We start from the raw sequence: 17,393 nt of genomic DNA on the forward strand, positions 1-17,393 counted from the left end.
CGCTTAGTTATTCAGCGTAAAATTTAGTCCAAAAGAAATCGTCGTTGGTCTCGGATAATTATTATATCTGTCAATTCCAGGAGCTGCTAATCCTGTTTTATCCATTACTCCGGTTTGATTTATTCCGTCCTGGGCATTTAATCCAATTTCAGGATCTACACCTTTGTACTTTGTAAATACGGCAAGATTTTCTCCCATAAGATAAATTCTAAGTTTAGAGCTTTTATATTTTAAAGGCATTGTGTATCCTACAGAAAGAGTCTGAAGTCTAAAAAACGAAGCATCTTCGATCCAGTAATCTGAATATTTGGGAGCAGATGTGATACCGCTGTTCAGGAAATCATCAGGAACATTAAAAGTGGGTAATCTGTTAGGATCGTTTAGCATCATGTTGGTAGCATTTAAAGCTTTTTGACCAAACATTCCGTATCCTGAAATACCCAAATCAAAATTTCCATAAGTAAAATTCATTCCGATACCCATAGTCAAATCAGGCTGAATATTTCCTAAATCTCTTTTATCAGCATCTACTAAAGCACTTTCAGCCACTACATTTCCTGCTGCATTATAGTACTGGATTTTACCATTTTCATCCAGTCCCGCATTTTTGAACCCCCAGAAAGTTCCAACTGCATAACCTTCGGCAATAATTTGAGAATATTGTCCTGACATACCTGATAATCCATGAAGAGATCCGCTGTAAATAACATCTGTTTTATATGTTGGGTTTGACAGTTTCTCTATTTTCTGAACGTTGTGCCCTAAGGTCAGATTCGCATTCCAGGAAAATTTATCTCCTTTTATAATATCAGCATTCAAAGTAAGTTCAACTCCTTTGTTTGACATTTCTCCAACGTTTGCCAACATCGTTCCTACTAAATAAGGAGGCTGAGGCACTTCGTAAGTATACAATAAGTCGTTTGTGTTTTTTGCATAATACTCGAATGAACCCGTAATTCTGTTGAACAAACTAAAATCTAAACCAATGTTTAATTGTTTTGTTGATTCCCATTTTAAGTCAGGATTTGGGTTTTGTGTTGGCGAATAGGCTAAACTCCATCTTCCTGTAGTTGGATCGTAGTAGCTATCATTACCTACCCCTAAGATCGAAAGCGATTTGTATTCTCCAATTCCGTCCTGATTACCTGTAACCCCGTAACCTACTCTAACTTTAAGATTGTCTAACCAGCCTTTTGTTGAACCCATAAACTCTTCGCTTGAAATCTTCCAGGCTGCAGAAGCTGACGGGAAAGTTCCCCATTTATTATTTTCTCCAAAACGGCTAGAACCATCTCTTCTTACCGTACCGGTTAGCAAATACTTCCCGTCATAAGCATAATTAAGACGACCATAAAACGATACTAAATCTGATTTTCCTTTATAAGAATATACGTCACCCAAACGATAATTGTAACCTGCACCCAGATTGTTATAACTAAAAGCATCTGTTACGAAACCACTACGTTGTGCACCAAAACCTTCATAGACATTCTCTAAATAAGAATATCCGGCGAGAGCACCAATGGTGTGTTTGTCTATTACTTTATTATAACTTACATAAAGTTCTCCCTGCGCATTAGAAAATTCATCATATGTTTTTTGAGCATACCCTTTTTCTGTTGTTCCTTCCAAAACGGCATAAGTTGGCTTATATGTATTTCCCTGTACAGCATTATGTTCGTAAGAAATATTAGCTACAGCCAGAAAATCCTTTGCAAACTTTACTTCGGTTTTAAAATATCCTAATAATCTGTGTCTTTCATTATTAGTCGTTCTGTTCGTTAAGACTTCGACCGGATTATCATAAATGGTGTTGATGACATTAGAAAAATTTCCATTAGCATCATATACCGGAATGGTTGGATTTAAATTATAAGCACGCTCAAAAATTCTATAATCCATTGGGTGCCATTTGTCAACATTCGCAAATAACCCCATGTCAAATTTCACCTCTTTATTCTCTCCCAGATATTGGTACGCACTAACGTTTCCGCTTAATCTTTCCAGACCTGTTTTTTTGATAACACCTTCATTATTTAAATACGAAAGTGACGTTCGAAAACCACTGTCTGCTTTACCGGAGTTAATACTTAAAGTATGTGATTGTGAAATAGCTGTTTGCTCAATTGCTTTTTGCCAGTTTGTATTTCCCCCAAAATCAACAGCATCTTTGTTTCCAGTAGAACGAACATAACCTCTCCATTGATTGGCCGATAAAAGATCTAAATTATCCGTTACATAACCCACACTTGATAATCCGCTGTAAGTAACAGAAACTCCTTTTGTACCGGATTTTGTGGTAATGATAATTACTCCGTTTGCTCCTCTTGATCCGTAGATCGCCGTAGCCGAAGCATCTTTCAGAACATCTACAGATTTTATATCAGATGGCTGAACAATATTAATATCAACTCCTGCAATACCATCGACCACAATTAGCGGACTGTTGCTTGCTGTTAATGAAGTTCCTCCACGTAAACGTATAGTAGAACCCGCAGCCGGGTCTCCTGAAGGACGAATAATATTTAATCCCGCAACTTTTCCCTGCAAAACCTGTTCTGTAGAAGAGATTGTTCCTTTTACTAAATCATCTGCCTTAACACTTGAAATAGCTCCTGTTAAATCTGATTTCTTTTGCGTTCCGTATCCTACAGAAACTACCTGAACTTCTGCCAGCATATAACCGTCATTTTGCAAACGAACATCTAAGTTTGGTTTTGTTGCTGCCGTGATTTGGACTTTCTGAGTGGTTGACCCTATAAAGGAAACTTCAATAGCACCTCCTACGGCTACCGTTAGGGCAAATTTTCCGTCGAAATCTGTTGTGGTCGCATTTCTGGTTCCCACCTCAATTACCGTAGCTCCCGGCAATACACTTCCTGTATTATCATAAACGGTACCTGATACCTGCTTTTTTTCCTGAGCAAATATTCCTGCCGAAAGAAAAAGCATGAAAATCATGAATACCACATTTTTAGTGGTCCACATTTGATGCAGGACTATTTTTTTATTTTTACTATTCATATCTAGTTATTTATTGTTTTTTTATCGGTCATATGTAATTCGCATCTCAATTTTTGGCATTACGACCAATTTTCGGGTTATGCTCATTTCATTAGAATTGATGTTTTAATTTGATAGTGAATTATTTATCTAAAGTTTTAAGAGGAATCGCCGTATCCGAAATCGTTTTGCCTTTATTGTCTTTTACCAAAACATGAATTTCATTTAAATTAGGGATACCGTTAAGCTCTGAAACCAAATTGACAAATCCTTTGATCTCTGCCGTTCCTCCGGTAAACTCACCCTGAATTACTTTACTTCCTGCTGTAATGGTATAGATTAGTTTGTTTACACCAGACTCATTATTTTTTCTGGACATTCCCAGAAAATCTTTCTGACTGATTTGTAAAGGGAAAAATCCAAAAACCGGTGCTGGTGGCGGCACATAAGCTCCCGCGTATAAAACCTGGTCCGGAGTTGTTCCTGCCCAGTTATCTTTTACCATCAGAAAAACTAAATTTTCCATCACGTAACCTTCCGGGGCATTGTAATACTCTTTTGGAACTAAATCCATTTTATAAAAACCATTTCCTAAATCTTTCAATTTTGTTTTTTCTGCAATATCCGGTTTTGATGCCTCATACATTTGCTGAATATTCCAATCGTTCAGTCCGCTGTGCATGTGTACACTTGTAGCACCTGCAAATCCCGGAGCCAGATTGGCATTAAACAAAATACTTACTCCTTTATCAATTGTTGGTTTGGTCGGATAAGCTCTGATCAGCTCATTGGCCGTGTAAAATGAGGAAAAATCCGTGTAGGGCATGTTGGCCACTTCACTTTGTTTTGATCCGGTTTTATTTTTTATACGAAGCCAGAATCCTGCACTTGCGGCAATTTCTGTCGGCGTTTTAGAAAAATATTCGGTCGGAGTCAAAGTAATACTCCAAATTTTGTCTTTTACGTGAGTCAGTTTGGCAAAATCAGATGAGTTTTCCCAATGCCCGGCATCCGGCTCAGATGGTGACCAAATCCACAGGTATAACTCTTCATTTTCAGCATAAGTGGTTCCTGAAAGATCAAAAAACCAGGTCACTTTTTCATCATATTTGTATACTACAGGAAACGATGTCATACTCCCCACAGCTCCTACAGTTTCTTGTGCCTGTATAAAATTAGGAGCCATCAAAAGGGCAAGTAAAATTGTATATAGAATTTTTTTCATGTTACTTTTTATTTAATAGCATTTAATTTAAACACATAAGACAGAAACGTAGTGCCTCCGGAAGTACGCGCTAACTGAATTTCCATTTCGCCGCCTTTACCCGGAATCGATGTCAATCTTAATTCATCTGTTTTCTGAGTTTTTTGTGCATCACTATACAAATAAATCTTAATGGCATTGCCGGGAGTTGTTGGCTGAAAAGCTGAACTTAGTTGCCAGTAGCCTTTTGGGGCAAATAATGCAGGCACATTACCGGAGACTTCATAACTTGTTGGATTGTTCTTTTCATCTACGTTAAATTTGATTTTAAAATCTTCGTAGTTAAAATAGGTACTCAGGTTTTCTTCGCTTGGTTCGATCTTATTTGCCTTTGCAAATTCATCTACCATCTTCAAATTTGCTAATCCCCAATTTCCATTTACTTTTTCATAAATGGAGATAGGATCTTCGTAGCTTCCGTCATCTGTGTTGTCGCAGCCAATGGCAAATAAACACATCATAAAAGCTAACCAGTAAATACTTTTACATCTCATAAATTTTGGTTTTTGTTAGTTTTTTTATCCTCTTTAAAGGACAGTGCGAAACTAGATGTTAAATAAATCTAAAAAAAAACATCTGTAAAAAATCAAGATATTATTCGGGTATTCATAAATTTAAACAACTGAAAACCAATAAACTATATCGTTTTCGAAAATCAAAAAATCAAGGTATTGTTGAGATCAAAAACGCAAATAAATTATGGTAAAAATGACAATATCCAAATTAAACCAGATTATTTTTTCACTATACTTACATTTCAATAGTTTTTATTGTATAATTGCAAGTTATTAGACTACTTTTAACATTCCGAGACCATTTTCACACTATAACCTTCCTTTCTTTATAATAAATTGCGAAAGAAACTTCCCGATTTTTGAAAGTTGCTAATCATCAGCTCTTACACTATTTTTGAAATAAAAACCAATTAACTCACACAGAACTAAAACCTTTTTTTTACCCTAACCAAACCAAAAACATGCGAAGAATAGTAATTCTGTATTTTTTCATTACAGGTTTTTCTCTCTCTGCGAAAGAAACAAATCCCGTTCTGGAAGAATTAGATAAAGTACTCCTGAAAAAGGAAATTTACTTAAAACAGAAGTATCGAAAAATAGAAGCTTTAAAGAAAAACGTATCCAAATTTACTTTGAGCCAAAACAACGATCACCTCTATGATAATTATATGCTGTTGTTTGAAGAATATAAATCTTTTAAATACGACTCAGCTTATTACTATTTAGAACAAGCTAAAATCAAAGCAATCGTTCTAAAAGAACCAAAATATCTGGCCAAAAGCCGTATCAAGGAAGGCTTTGTATTACTTTCTTCCGGCCTTTTTAAAGAAGCCATAGATACCCTGAATGTTATTGATGACAAAAAACTTGATCTTAAAAACAAATTCGAATATTATTCTATAAAAGCAAGAGCTTATTATGATCTGGCCGACTATAACCGCGATCAGCGTTTTAATATCCATTATGTACAACAGGGGAATCATTTCCTGAAAAAAGCTTTAGAATTAATTGGAACCAATACCAATGAATATTGGGCAGCAGAAAGTTTAAAACGTCTCAAACAGCAAGATTGGCGCGGTGCAGAATTCGCTTTTAGCTACTGGATTAATAACTACCAATTACCTCCGGATTATTACGGTATTGCTACCTCTAGCCTGGGCTATATTTATTCTGAAAGAGGATATACCAAAAAGGCCATTTATTATCTCGCACTAGCGGCTATTGCCGACGTTAAAAATGCGACTAAAGAAACCGTAGCCCTTCGGAATTTAGCCAATGAACTTTTTAAAATGGGGTATCTGGACAAGGCCAATGAGTACATCAACATTGCCATGGATGATGCGACGTTCTACAATGCCAGACATCGTAAAATCGAAATTTCATCGATATTGCCTATTATCGAGAAAGCGCAATTAAACAATGTCAAGGAAAAAAATGACAAACTGGAAAGGATCATTATTCTATTGACCATTCTGACATTGATTATCATTTTGTTTTCGATTATCATTTTCAAACAATTAAAAGAGAGAAACAAAGCCAGAAAAATAATGGCATCGTCCTACGCTCAGCTTCAGGAAATGAACATTAGTTTAAGTGAAGCCAATAAGATTAAAGAAGAATATATTACGTATTTTATCAAGGCAACATCGGCATTCATCAATAAAATAGATCATCTACAAAAAAGTACGCTTCATAAAATCATTACAAAAAAAACAGACGAAGTTATTGCAAGTTTAAAGCGTTATAATGTCAAAGAAGAGCGCGAGAACCTTTTTCATCAATTCGATGAAATTTTCCTGAAGTTATTCCCCACTTTTGTAACTGATTTTAATCATTTGTTCCCCAATGATCATAAATCCATCGTCAAAAAAGGAGAACTTTTGAATACAGAACTTCGCATTTTTGCTTTGTACCGATTAGGAATTCAGGACAGCAGTCAAATGGCGGAATTTCTGGAACTTTCTGTCGCTACAATTTATACGTACAAAACCAGAATCAAAAGCAAATCAGATTTTAAAGACACTTTTGAGGAAAAGATTATGGCGATAAAAACGATTTAAAAAAGGGTTTTGCCACTCCCGATAGCTATCGGGAGTGGCTAAAAATCATTCCGAAGGCTCTAGTTGAAGTACTACATTTTGATATCGGGTACTTAATGAAAATAATTGCTCAGCAAAAATCATAATTGCGAGCGGAACAAAGAAAAACGAAATCAGATTTTCTTCGTATAAAAAGTAAGTCGTTACAATAAAAATACGGGCATATTCGAGATAATACATCCATTTTCGTTGCTCTAACAGTGCACCACAATTTATTAAAGTTATTAAAATAATCGAAAGCACGAAAAGTTTATCAACGACATTCAAATAGTCAAAATAATAGGTAAATACAGTTAGAAACAAAGTACAAACCCCTAACTGAATATAGAGATAATTCTTAAATCGAAGTCTTTGATGCGGATTGGCTTTATCCTGCAGAAAGCGTTTTTCTAATATTGGTCGAATATCCTGATCCATGTGCGCGGGACTTCCAAAAACAGCTTTCCATTTGGCTTTAAAACCTTCAGAGCGCTTCCATAATTCGTAGATTTCAAAATAGTAATGAAAATGTTGCCACAAGAAACTGTAGCTTTTTAGCGGATGCGTTAATCCGTATTTGGGTTTTTCTTCTTCTTCCTGGAAAGTACCGAAGATCCGATCCCAAAAGGTGAACATATCACCATAATTTTTATCTAAATATTTCTCATCAGATGCGTGATGAATTCCATGAACTGACGGTGTTACAAAAACATACTCCAGCCATTTTATCCGTCCGATAACCTGGGTATGCGTAAAAAAGGAATAAGCACCATGAACAATCAGCATGGTAATAACCATAGACGGATGAAAACCTACCAGCGGGAGTATGCACCAAAATCCGGTTCTGACTACGGCCTGAAAAGTTGTAATTCTGGCTGCAGCAGTAAAATTAAACTCTTCGCTGTGATGATGTACAATATGAGCCGCCCAGAAAAAATTGACTTCATGACCTAGTCTGTGGTACCAATACCAAACAAAATCGGTAGCGAGAATTAAGGCAAACCAAACAAATATATTGCTAGGAATGTCAAACATCCTATAATTGTCATAAATCAAATAATACAGTTGATAGAAACTCGCAGCGATAAATAAATTGATCAATCGCTCTGCAATACCAATGCTGATATTTGAAACTGAACTTTCATAATTAAAAATTTCTGGTCTCTTTCGGCGTTGCGCTAATTTATATTCCAGAAATAAGAATAGAAAAAAAGCGGGCATTGCAAAAGCTAGAAAATTAATATGTTTCATTTTAAAAATTACTTTTTTGATTCGTAAAAACTCAAATACATGTTGACATAAATTTAAAAACAAAGATATTTTCATCAATTAACAATCAACTTTCTGCTGAAAATCAAATCATTAATTAATGAAAATATTCTTTATACTCTAAAAATCCTTTTTAGTTCTGCTTAAACTTCGGAGCATCTAATGCCACCTCTTTTACAGATTGTGTATCGGCTACCTTTTGTAATGCAATAATATAAGCTGCAATACGCGGCGTTACGTTATGTTTTGCTGCAACTCTAAAAACAGTTTCAAAACCTTTTTCTAAAATATCCTCCAAACGGGTATTGATTTGGTGGATTCTCCATGACTCTAAAAGTGAATTTTGCAGCCATTCGAAATAAGAAACCGTAACGCCTCCCGCATTGGCTAATATATCCGGCACAACTAAAACATTGTTATGGTGTAATATTTGATCAGCATCTGAAGAAACAGGTCCGTTTGCCCCTTCTACTATAATCTTAGCGCGAATATGACTGGCATTTTTTTGTGTGATGACATCTTCTTTCGCTGCAGGAATCAACACATCAACGTCTAATAACAACAATTCTTCGTGCTTGATGGCAACTGAATTTGGATATCCTTTAATACTTTTATTATTCAGATTATAGTATAAAATCAATTCCGGAATATTAATTCCATCAGGATTGTAAAAAGCCTCAGAAACATCACTTACCGCGACTACCTTTAATCCTTTTTCGAACAAAAACAAAGCCGAATGCAATCCCACATTACCAAACCCCTGAATCGCAACACTTGATCTTGCCGGTCTTAGTTTTAATTTATGAAGTGCCAGTAATGTAATAATGCTAACGCCTCTTCCTGTCGCTTCTACTCTTCCTAAAGATCCTCCGGAATGCAAATGTTTTCCGGTTACAACAGCATGAATTGTTTTGCCGTGAACCAATGAAAACTCATCCATCAACCAGCCCATTTCGTCGGGGCCAGTTCCCATGTCGGGTGCCGGTACATCTTTTTCAGGCCCAAAAATATCCGCTAAAGCCTTGGTATAAGCTCTGGTAATTTTTTCTAATTCTTTTTTAGAAAGTGTTCTCGGATCACAAATGATTCCGCCTTTTGCTCCTCCAAACGGAATTCCGGTTACGGCAGATTTCCAGGTCATCCAGGCGGCAAGTGCTTTTACCTCATCCAGATTTACCGCTGTATCATAACGAATTCCTCCTTTTGATGGCCCCAAAGCCGTATTGTGTATTACTCGGTATCCTTCAAAATTTTGTTCTGTACCGTTGTCTAACGTAATAGAAAAATTAACAACGATTTGCTTTTCAGGTCGTTGTAGTTTCTGCCTGATTGATTCATCTAATTTTAAAATATCAGCAGCGATATTAAAGCGATCAATCATCGATTGAAAAGGATTCTGTTTTATTAATTCTGTACTCATGATATATTTTTTTAATTTGGGTTATTTAGTTTAGAACGTTAGGTATTAGAAAGTCTTCTACTCTTCAAAAAGAGCTTTATTTTTTTGTATAATGATTACAACTGCAACATGGAATTTTCGTCAGACAGCATGGCATCATAATGTTTTTATTTCTATTTGATCTCATTGTATTCATTTTTTAATAATTCTAAAAAAAGCCTTTCATGGTGCATGAAAGGCTAAAAAAAAAAATAACTAACAAGTATTTCTCTATTAACGCCATTTCATCACATAGTTCGACATGCAACACATCGTGAAGCTGCACATGAACAGGATGATATATAGACTAAAGTTTTTCATTGTTACTGCAAATCTATAAATATATTTCTTATATTCTATAGAATTAGTCGAGTTTATTTTCAAGAGCATAAAAACATACTACAAAAACACCTGTAAATTAAGGTTTTAAGGCTTGAAAAAAATTATTTAAATTGTGAAATAACGATCAAAACAATAGATACTAAAGCTAAAAAGATTCCAACAAAATTAATTTTAGATAATTTTTCTTTAAAAAAAAGCAAACCAACAAGACTTCCTAAAATGATAACTCCCATATTCATTCCCGCAAAAACTGTCGATGGATTTTCGGCGAAAGCCTTATGCGCTTTTAAATAAAATAGAATATTACCAAAATTAAAGATTCCGACTAAAGCGCCAAAAAGGATATTTTTAGGTGCTAACGTTGTCTTTTTAGTTCTCATTTCATAGATAGAAATTAAAATTGCAACAGCTAAAGCAATGCAAAAAACAACGAACAGAGAAGTAGGATAAGGTAATGTTGTATAAAGTGCCACCTGCTTAAAAAGAATGTCAATTACTCCAAAACCAATTAAAACAGCTGCGGGCAAAAACCATTTGTTTTGTGTATTTTCAGATTGTTTTCTCAAGATAAATAAAAGAGCCAGAAAACCAACAACCAGTCCTACCACCTTATAAGAATTAAACTCTTCTTTAAAAATCAGCCAAGCGGCCAATATTGGGATAAATAATGATAGACGTTGGGCTGCATCTGTTTTTACGATCCCCATATGCTTTATTGAAGCTACTAAAACCAACAAAATAAAAGGTAATAAAACTCCTATGGCAATGTAAATATTCCAGGGCGCGTTTGCATTAATTTCGGCCAGATTTGGACTAAAAGTAAAGTAACAAAGCGCTAAAGCTGTCAAATAATTAAGGGCTATAATCTGAATTGGATTGCTATTGTATTTTCGGGTGATTTTGAAAATTACACCAACTATTACACTACAAAGAATACTTAAAACAAGAAACAACATAGGATTAAATTTAGAGCACAAAAATAGTGTTTAAACTCCTTTGGTTTTCTTTTTTATTTCTTTTATTCCGGCCTTTTTTATTTCTAACTGCGTAATTTTTCCTTTTTTATTTTTAACAAATTCAAGTGTCGTATTGTTATTGTCTGAACGGAAAAATTTGGTTGTAGATTCCGGCAGCAATTCTATATTGTAATCAAGATAATAAAGTTTGTTGTCTTTCTGTAAAATTTTGATGCCTTCATAATCACCTGTATACTCATCATAAACTTTGGTATCTATTGTGATCTGAATGTGCTGGTACGGCAAATCTACTTCTTTCCCAAAACATATTCCTGCAAGTCCGTAGGCCATATAATACGACTTCGATTGATTATTAGACAAAATAGTTATAAAAACCTTATCCTCTGTAAATTTATTAAAAGAAGTCATTGCGCCAAAGAAGCCTCCATCGTGAGCAATTAATTGATGATTTTGATTGTAGAAAGGATTAATTACAACTCCATAACCATAATTTTGATCATTATACGAAGTAAACATTTTCTTTTTTGATTCTTCAGATAATAAGGTCTGGCTATCAAAAAGCACTTTATTCCATAAATTCAAATCTTCAACAGTCGAATAAACACCGTCATGTCCCAAATTAAAATTCCAGTTGATGTACGGATTTTTCACTAATTTATTATCGTTGAAATAATACAATTGAGTCATTTTATCGACTATTATATCATTAGTTGAAACTCCTGAATTGTACATTTTTGCTTTATTGAATAAATTTTCCTTTAAATATGCTGAATACGATTTTCCGGATACTTTTTCTACAATTTGCGCTAATAAATAATAACCAATATTACTGTAAGAGGTGCTGGTTCCCGGCTCAAACAACAAAGTTTTTTTTGCCAGATACGTGTAAACAGAATCTTTAGTAAGATCCGTTTTAGACAGATACAACTCATCATAATCCATTTGTAAACCTGAATTATGGCTTAACATCATCTTTAGAGTTATTTTATCTCCTTTAGGAAAATCATTGAAATATTTATTTAAAGGGTCATCCAGTGAAAGTTTTTTACTTTCTGCCAATTGCAAAATGGCAACCGCCGTAAATTGCTTTGAAACCGAGGCTAAACTAAATTTTGAATCTATCGTATTTTTTACTTTCCATTCGTAATCAGCAAAACCATAGGCTTTTTTCAATAGTATGGAATCATTTTTAGAAACCAGGACTGTACCACTAAAATCATTAATGGCATATTGCGCATCCATATATTTCTCTAGCTTATTACTGAGTTCCTTTTGTGCATATCCAATGGTACATACCAACAATACAATTAGAATTAATCGGGATTTCATATCAACTATTTTTTGCAATTAATGATTATTGTATTAAGTGTTCTATCCAGCAATGCTATCTCTTCCAGCGATAAACCGTGAAGTGCTGTTTGTCTGTTATCTTCAATAACCGGTGCTATCAATTCAAGCGTTTTTACGGCTTTATCAGTGATTTCAAGATTAAATTTTCTTCTGTCTTCGCTATGAATCGTTCGGGTCAAATATTCTTTCTTCACCATCAATTCTATCATTCTTGTTATCGAAGCATTGTCTTTGAAAACAAGATTTGCCAATTCGTTTTGAGAAATATTTTTATTATCATTCAGTATAATCAATATCAGGCACTGATCTACCGTAATGTCTTTTACCACCTTGGTAATATTTTTCTGCGCCAGTTTTCGATATTCTTTGATTGCCTTTTCTATCGAATAAAGGGCAGTTCCGGTTGGATTTTCAAGCTTCATCTTTTTTGTTTGATGCAAATATAATTGATATATCAATATAAATTCAAATAAATATCGATTTTGTAAAAAAAAAGAAAATGCTATATATTAAAATGAGAGTTTGAACCGCAAAGCTCGATAAGATTTTTACCTAATATTACGTTAAGAAAGCACAAGGTTCGCAAAGTTGGTTCAAAACAAAACTTAGCGAACTTTGCAGTTAAAACTCTCATTTTCTATTTTCTATTTTCTATTTTCTATTTTCTATTTTCTAAAAACTAATCACTTTTAAGCCAGCCAGTAATACTCATTCTTGTATTTTGGGTAACCAAAACCTCATGAACTAGTTCATTACTTTTAAAAAAAACTGTTTTACCCTGAGTAGGCGAAATTTTTTGATTGTTGTTTTCCTGATGAATCATCAATTCTCCCCCGTCACTTTCCTGCCAATTGCTATTAAGATAACTGATCATAGAGTATTTACGACTCGGATTGTTTTTAAACTGATCTAAATGTTTCAAATAAAAATCGCCTGTTTCGTATAAAGAATAATGAAATTCATAACCTGTAATTCCGGCATAACAACTTTCGTTGAGATAAATAATAAAAGCATCAATTTGAGCAAAGAACTCATTTTCGAAGGCATTGTCATGTTTTTTATCCAGCCAGTATATAGAATCACTACGAATAGCTCCATCATAAGATGGTTTCTCTGAATTCCCGATTCCGGCTGTCAGTAATAAACTTTTCTGATTGAGATCCAGTAGATTTTGCTTTAAATGATTCGCTAACTCCGGACTTAAAAAACGCTCTGATATTCCAACTTTGTTTTCAATATAACTTGCAATCAGATCTTCGAAACCATTTTCCATTTTTGTTTTGGGAAAACTGCAAATGCAGCAACGTAGCAAGGTAGAGGAAATAAAAATGGAAAGGTTCTGTTTTTGAATAAATAAAAACCTGTTAGGTTTGATGTTCTTATTATAATTGCTACTATTCCTGAAAAAGTAAACCCGACAGGTTTTTAAACCTGTCGGGTTTGACTAATAAAAATGTTGCTTTACAATTTACTAATATAACTTCCGTACATATCCTTAAACTGATGCCCTTGTGCAAAACGGTCTTTGCTTAATTTTTTATATTCTACCAATCCCCACAAAATAAATTCCTTGAAGAAATATTGGTCTTTTTTATCTAATTGTGGCTGATATTTCTTCAGTAAAGTATCTAAAGGCGTCACTTCATCTAAAATTGCCTGATATTCTTTATCCGATGCATCATCTAATAATTCGAAACCGCTTTCGGCAAAAAACCATTCTATTAAATCTGAATATGGTGTTTTTTCGCCGGGTTTTTCTAATTTCTCGATCTTAGGCAAAAGCGTTGGAAATAAAGTTCGAATCGCCGATCCAATTAAATTCTGTGCCACCGCAGCAGCTCCCTCTTGCTCCCCTTCGTAAACTAATTCGACTTTTCCGGTAATCGCAGGAATGATTCCAATGAAATCAGACAAACGTAAAGTTGTTTTATCAACCCCGGCTTTTAAAGCACGACGTTCTGCAGTACTCATTAAATTTTCGAAAGCGGTGATACTCATTCGTGCACTTACCCCACTTTTGTTGTCTATGTATTCGCTATCACGAGCTTCAAAACTGATTTGCTCTAAAATATCTTTGGCCAGACCCGGTACATAAACTAATCTGTGTTGCGTTTCATCTAACTTCGCTTCTTGCTCTGTAATGGTTCTGGCAATGGCAACACTTTCCGGATAATGCGTCAAAATCTGAGAACCAATTCTATCTTTTAATGGTGTTACAATACTTCCACGATTGGTATAATCTTCTGGATTGGCTGTAAATATAAATTGCATATCAAGTGGCATTCTCAATTTAAAACCTCTAATCTGAATATCGCCTTCCTGCAAAATATTAAATAATGCTACTTGAATTCTCGCCTGTAAATCCGGCAATTCGTTGATGACAAAAATACAACGGTTCGCTCTTGGAATCATTCCAAAGTGAATTACCCGATCGTCGGCATATGATAATTTAAGATTTGCTGCTTTTATCGGATCTACATCACCAATTAAATCAGCAACGGTAACATCCGGTGTTGCGAGTTTTTCAGAAAAACGTTCGCTTCTATGCAACCATGAAATTGGCGTTTCATCTCCTTTTTCATCGATTAGATCTTTGGCAAAACGAGATATCGGATTTAATGGATCATCATTGATTTCAGAACCCGCGACAAACGGAATATATTCGTCCAGCAATTCGACCATTTTACGCGCCAAACGTGTTTTCGCCTGACCACGAAGTCCTAATAAATTGATATTATGACGTGATAAAATCGCGCGTTCTAATTCGGGAATTACGGTATTTTCGAAACCATGAACACCTTCAAAAACCGGTTTTCCGGATTTGATTTTCTCGCGTAGATTATTTCGCAATTCGTCTTTGATACTTATACTTTTATATCCTGCGGCTTTTAATTGTCCTAGTGTTTTTATATTTTTTATTTCCATTTTTATTGAAATATGTATTTTGTTATTAATGTTTTGTAAGTGACAAAAATTGTGTCATTACTTTGCAAAGACGCATTTGTTGTGCGCCTCTACGATATTCTTTATGCATAAAAAGCGCTTCGACTCCGCTCAGCGCGACAATTAGAAATCTGTGAACCTTTGTTACTCTGAACCTTTGAACCTTAACAAAAAGAGTTTCGACTCCGCTCAGCGCGACAACTAAAAATTGAGACTGAAAACTATCTAACTCTCTTCTTCCTATTCGTTTCATAATCTTCAAAAATCATTTCGCCCAGACCTTTTAGTCCGGTATAAAATGCTTTTCCCTGATTGGCTTCGGTAAAATGATTGACAAAACGCTGCAAATACGGATCGTTTGCAATCATAAATGTTGTAATTGGGATATGTAATTTTCTGGCTTGTTGTGCCTGTGTGTAACATTTGTCTACAATATACTCGTCAAGTCCGTTGCTGTTCATATAATAAGAACCATCACGCTCGCGCACGCAACTTGGTTTCCCGTCCGTAATCATGAAGATTTGTTTGTTGGTATTTCGTTTTCTGCGCAAAATATCCATTGCCAATTGCAACCCTGCAACGGTATTGGTGTGATAGGGACCCACTTGTAAATACGGTAAATCCTTAATAGGGATTGTCCAGGCATCGTTTCCAAAAACTAAAATATCAAGGGTATCTTTTGGATATCTTGTGGTAATTAATTCAGCCAGAGCCATGGCCACTTTTTTAGCCGGCGTAATTCTGTCTTCGCCATACAAAATCATACTGTGACTGATGTCGATCATCAAAACGGTACTCATTTGGGCTTTGTACTGGGTTTCTTCTACCACCAAATCATTTTCGGTTAGCATGAAACTTTCCACACCATTATTGATTTGGGCATTTCGTAAACTTTCTGTCAGCGAGATACGCTCTAAACCATCCCCAAAATTAAATTCACGGAATTCTCCGGTATGTTCATCACCATTTCCTGCATGTTTGGTCTTGTGATTTCCTGTTCCGGAACGTTTCAAATTTCCGAAAATCTGATCTAAGGCTTGTTGCCGAATGGCACGTTCTGTTTTAGCAGTGATTCCAAAACCGCCTGTTCCATCCTCTTTAACCTCGTCTTTTATGTAACCTTTCTTTTTTAGATCTTCGATAAAATCATCGATTGTGTAGTTTTCGTCTGTCAGTTTATATTCTTTATCCAACTCCCGAAGCCAGTCTATAGCTTCATCAAAATCGCCCGAAGTATGGGTGATTAGCTCTTTGAAAATGCCAAAAAGTTTTTCAAACGGAGACTGAAATGGGGCTTCGTACGTCTTAAAATAAAAACCTTTTTTAAATTCGTTTTTCATAATTCTAAAATTACGCTATTTTAGAATTATGAAAAAAGAAACGTTTATTAATTTTTAGTTAAAGTATTTGAATAAAACGAGTCAAAATTGGCAAGAAGTCTACTAATTATTCAAACTTTCCATCAACATAATACCAGGCACTATTTTCGAATTTAAAAGTCGAGAATTCGTAATGTACCTGAGGCTCATTGTTAGAATCGAGAAAATACGCTTTAAATTCTACTGTGTTTTCAGTAAAACTTATAATCTCCAGTTTTTGCCATTTATTGCTTGTTGCCCATTTTAAAATATCAACTTTAGAATAATATTTTCGCTCTGAAATATAAGTAGTCTCTAAAAGATAATCAACATTATGACTCGCATAAGCCGAATATCTTGAACGCATTAAAGCCAAAGCTGTTGGTGCTTTTAGATTGTTTTCAAGATACAATTCGCAACAATCTTTAAATAATAAACCGGTATCGCAAAAGCATTTATTCTCCATCAACCTGCTCCTCGCCGTTTATCTTAACATGCAATTGGTTCAATAAAACCTGATATCTGCTGATTTCTCTTAAATCTTCATCTTCTTCTGCATGATCCAGCATTTCGTCTAAAGTTTCGTTTACTTCAAGCAATTTGTTATTAGCCTCTCTATTATTTTTTGCAGCAATTAAATCAATAATTTCCTGTACGCTTACTTTTAAATCTTCGAATTTACTCATATATAGTTTTGTTATTTTTATTTCAGGTTTCAGGTTGAAATGAGAATTTACCGCAAAGTGCGCAAAGGTTTGTAAATATCTAAGGTTTTATAAAACACAAAGTTCGCAAAGCTAAATCGTTACAAAGCTTTGCGAACTTTGCAGTCTCAATATAATCAATAACACATTCT

The 17,393-nt window shown here is 34.8% G+C and carries 14 protein-coding genes; 1 reads left to right on the forward strand and 13 read right to left on the reverse strand.

Going from position 1 to position 17,393, the window contains the following annotated elements; all coding sequences use genetic code 11:
- Positions 1-3: 3 nt before the first annotated feature.
- The 3 genes from ACQY44_RS20800 to ACQY44_RS20810 form a co-directional block, all read right to left on the reverse strand.
- A complete protein-coding gene (locus ACQY44_RS20800) occupies positions 4-3,024 on the reverse strand; it encodes a SusC/RagA family TonB-linked outer membrane protein (protein WP_428232193.1) in 3,021 nt (1,006 codons plus the stop codon).
- A 121-nt stretch (positions 3,025-3,145) separates the two neighbouring features.
- Positions 3,146-4,228, reverse strand: a complete 1,083-nt coding sequence (locus ACQY44_RS20805; protein ID WP_428232194.1) for a hypothetical protein — start codon at positions 4,226-4,228, stop codon at positions 3,146-3,148.
- Between the two features lie 8 nt (positions 4,229-4,236).
- A complete protein-coding gene (locus ACQY44_RS20810; protein ID WP_428232195.1) occupies positions 4,237-4,761 on the reverse strand; it encodes a DUF5004 domain-containing protein in 525 nt (174 codons plus the stop codon).
- Positions 4,762-5,243: 482 nt separating this feature from the next.
- On the opposite strand from ACQY44_RS20810, the gene ACQY44_RS20815 reads away from it, so the two are divergent.
- Positions 5,244-6,842 (forward strand): DUF6377 domain-containing protein, encoded by a 1,599-nt coding sequence (locus tag ACQY44_RS20815; protein ID WP_428232196.1) that lies wholly within the window; start codon positions 5,244-5,246, stop codon positions 6,840-6,842.
- Positions 6,843-6,887: 45 nt separating this feature from the next.
- Here the strand turns inward: ACQY44_RS20815 and ACQY44_RS20820 are convergent, their stop codons facing one another.
- The 10 genes from ACQY44_RS20820 to ACQY44_RS20865 form a co-directional block, all read right to left on the reverse strand.
- The gene (locus tag ACQY44_RS20820) at positions 6,888-8,111 is read right to left on the reverse strand and encodes a sterol desaturase family protein (protein WP_428232197.1); all 1,224 of its coding nucleotides are present in this window, start codon (positions 8,109-8,111) and stop codon (positions 6,888-6,890) included.
- A 151-nt stretch (positions 8,112-8,262) separates the two neighbouring features.
- The gene (locus tag ACQY44_RS20825; protein ID WP_428232198.1) at positions 8,263-9,549 is read right to left on the reverse strand and encodes a Glu/Leu/Phe/Val family dehydrogenase; all 1,287 of its coding nucleotides are present in this window, start codon (positions 9,547-9,549) and stop codon (positions 8,263-8,265) included.
- Between the two features lie 461 nt (positions 9,550-10,010).
- The gene (locus tag ACQY44_RS20830) at positions 10,011-10,865 is read right to left on the reverse strand and encodes an EamA family transporter (RefSeq protein ID WP_428232199.1); all 855 of its coding nucleotides are present in this window, start codon (positions 10,863-10,865) and stop codon (positions 10,011-10,013) included.
- Positions 10,866-10,895: 30 nt separating this feature from the next.
- A complete protein-coding gene (locus ACQY44_RS20835; protein WP_428232200.1) occupies positions 10,896-12,215 on the reverse strand; it encodes a serine hydrolase domain-containing protein in 1,320 nt (439 codons plus the stop codon).
- Positions 12,216-12,220: 5 nt separating this feature from the next.
- Positions 12,221-12,658 carry a MarR family winged helix-turn-helix transcriptional regulator gene (locus tag ACQY44_RS20840; RefSeq protein ID WP_428232201.1) on the reverse strand — a complete coding sequence of 146 codons (438 nt, stop codon included), beginning with the start codon at positions 12,656-12,658 and terminating at the stop codon, positions 12,221-12,223.
- 257 nt (positions 12,659-12,915) lie between these two features.
- Positions 12,916-13,509, reverse strand: coding sequence for a 2OG-Fe(II) oxygenase (locus tag ACQY44_RS20845; protein ID WP_428232202.1), 594 nt, complete (start codon positions 13,507-13,509; stop codon positions 12,916-12,918).
- 188 nt (positions 13,510-13,697) lie between these two features.
- Entirely contained in the window at positions 13,698-15,161 is a 1,464-nt protein-coding gene (locus ACQY44_RS20850) for a magnesium chelatase (protein WP_428232203.1), read from the reverse strand.
- Positions 15,162-15,400: 239 nt separating this feature from the next.
- On the reverse strand, positions 15,401-16,519 hold the full coding sequence (locus tag ACQY44_RS20855; RefSeq protein ID WP_230039497.1) for a vWA domain-containing protein: 1,119 nt from the start codon (positions 16,517-16,519) through the stop codon (positions 15,401-15,403).
- A 106-nt stretch (positions 16,520-16,625) separates the two neighbouring features.
- Positions 16,626-17,003, reverse strand: a complete 378-nt coding sequence (locus ACQY44_RS20860; RefSeq protein ID WP_428232204.1) for a YchJ family protein — start codon at positions 17,001-17,003, stop codon at positions 16,626-16,628.
- A complete protein-coding gene (locus ACQY44_RS20865; RefSeq protein WP_428232205.1) occupies positions 16,993-17,223 on the reverse strand; it encodes a hypothetical protein in 231 nt (76 codons plus the stop codon). The genes ACQY44_RS20860 and ACQY44_RS20865 overlap by 11 nt, the downstream gene beginning before the upstream one ends.
- Positions 17,224-17,393: the final 170 nt, after the last annotated feature.

The organism is Flavobacterium sp. (genome assembly GCF_965277525.1).
Lineage (GTDB): Bacteria > Bacteroidota > Bacteroidia > Flavobacteriales > Flavobacteriaceae > Flavobacterium.

Coding starts and splice junctions, on each gene's coding strand:
- ACQY44_RS20865 (WP_428232205.1), bottom strand. CDS start 17,223: ATGAGTAAATTCGAAGATTTAAAAGTAAGCGTACAGGAAATTATTGAT.
- ACQY44_RS20860 (WP_428232204.1), bottom strand. CDS start 17,003: ATGGAGAATAAATGCTTTTGCGATACCGGTTTATTATTTAAAGATTGT.
- ACQY44_RS20810 (WP_428232195.1), bottom strand. CDS start 4,761: ATGAGATGTAAAAGTATTTACTGGTTAGCTTTTATGATGTGTTTATTT.
- ACQY44_RS20845 (WP_428232202.1), bottom strand. CDS start 13,509: ATGGAAAATGGTTTCGAAGATCTGATTGCAAGTTATATTGAAAACAAA.
- ACQY44_RS20855 (WP_230039497.1), bottom strand. CDS start 16,519: ATGAAAAACGAATTTAAAAAAGGTTTTTATTTTAAGACGTACGAAGCC.
- ACQY44_RS20805 (WP_428232194.1), bottom strand. CDS start 4,228: ATGAAAAAAATTCTATATACAATTTTACTTGCCCTTTTGATGGCTCCT.
- ACQY44_RS20840 (WP_428232201.1), bottom strand. CDS start 12,658: ATGAAGCTTGAAAATCCAACCGGAACTGCCCTTTATTCGATAGAAAAG.
- ACQY44_RS20830 (WP_428232199.1), bottom strand. CDS start 10,865: ATGTTGTTTCTTGTTTTAAGTATTCTTTGTAGTGTAATAGTTGGTGTA.
- ACQY44_RS20835 (WP_428232200.1), bottom strand. CDS start 12,215: ATGAAATCCCGATTAATTCTAATTGTATTGTTGGTATGTACCATTGGA.
- ACQY44_RS20800 (WP_428232193.1), bottom strand. CDS start 3,024: ATGAATAGTAAAAATAAAAAAATAGTCCTGCATCAAATGTGGACCACT.
- ACQY44_RS20815 (WP_428232196.1), top strand. CDS start 5,244: ATGCGAAGAATAGTAATTCTGTATTTTTTCATTACAGGTTTTTCTCTC.
- ACQY44_RS20820 (WP_428232197.1), bottom strand. CDS start 8,111: ATGAAACATATTAATTTTCTAGCTTTTGCAATGCCCGCTTTTTTTCTA.
- ACQY44_RS20850 (WP_428232203.1), bottom strand. CDS start 15,161: ATGGAAATAAAAAATATAAAAACACTAGGACAATTAAAAGCCGCAGGA.
- ACQY44_RS20825 (WP_428232198.1), bottom strand. CDS start 9,549: ATGAGTACAGAATTAATAAAACAGAATCCTTTTCAATCGATGATTGAT.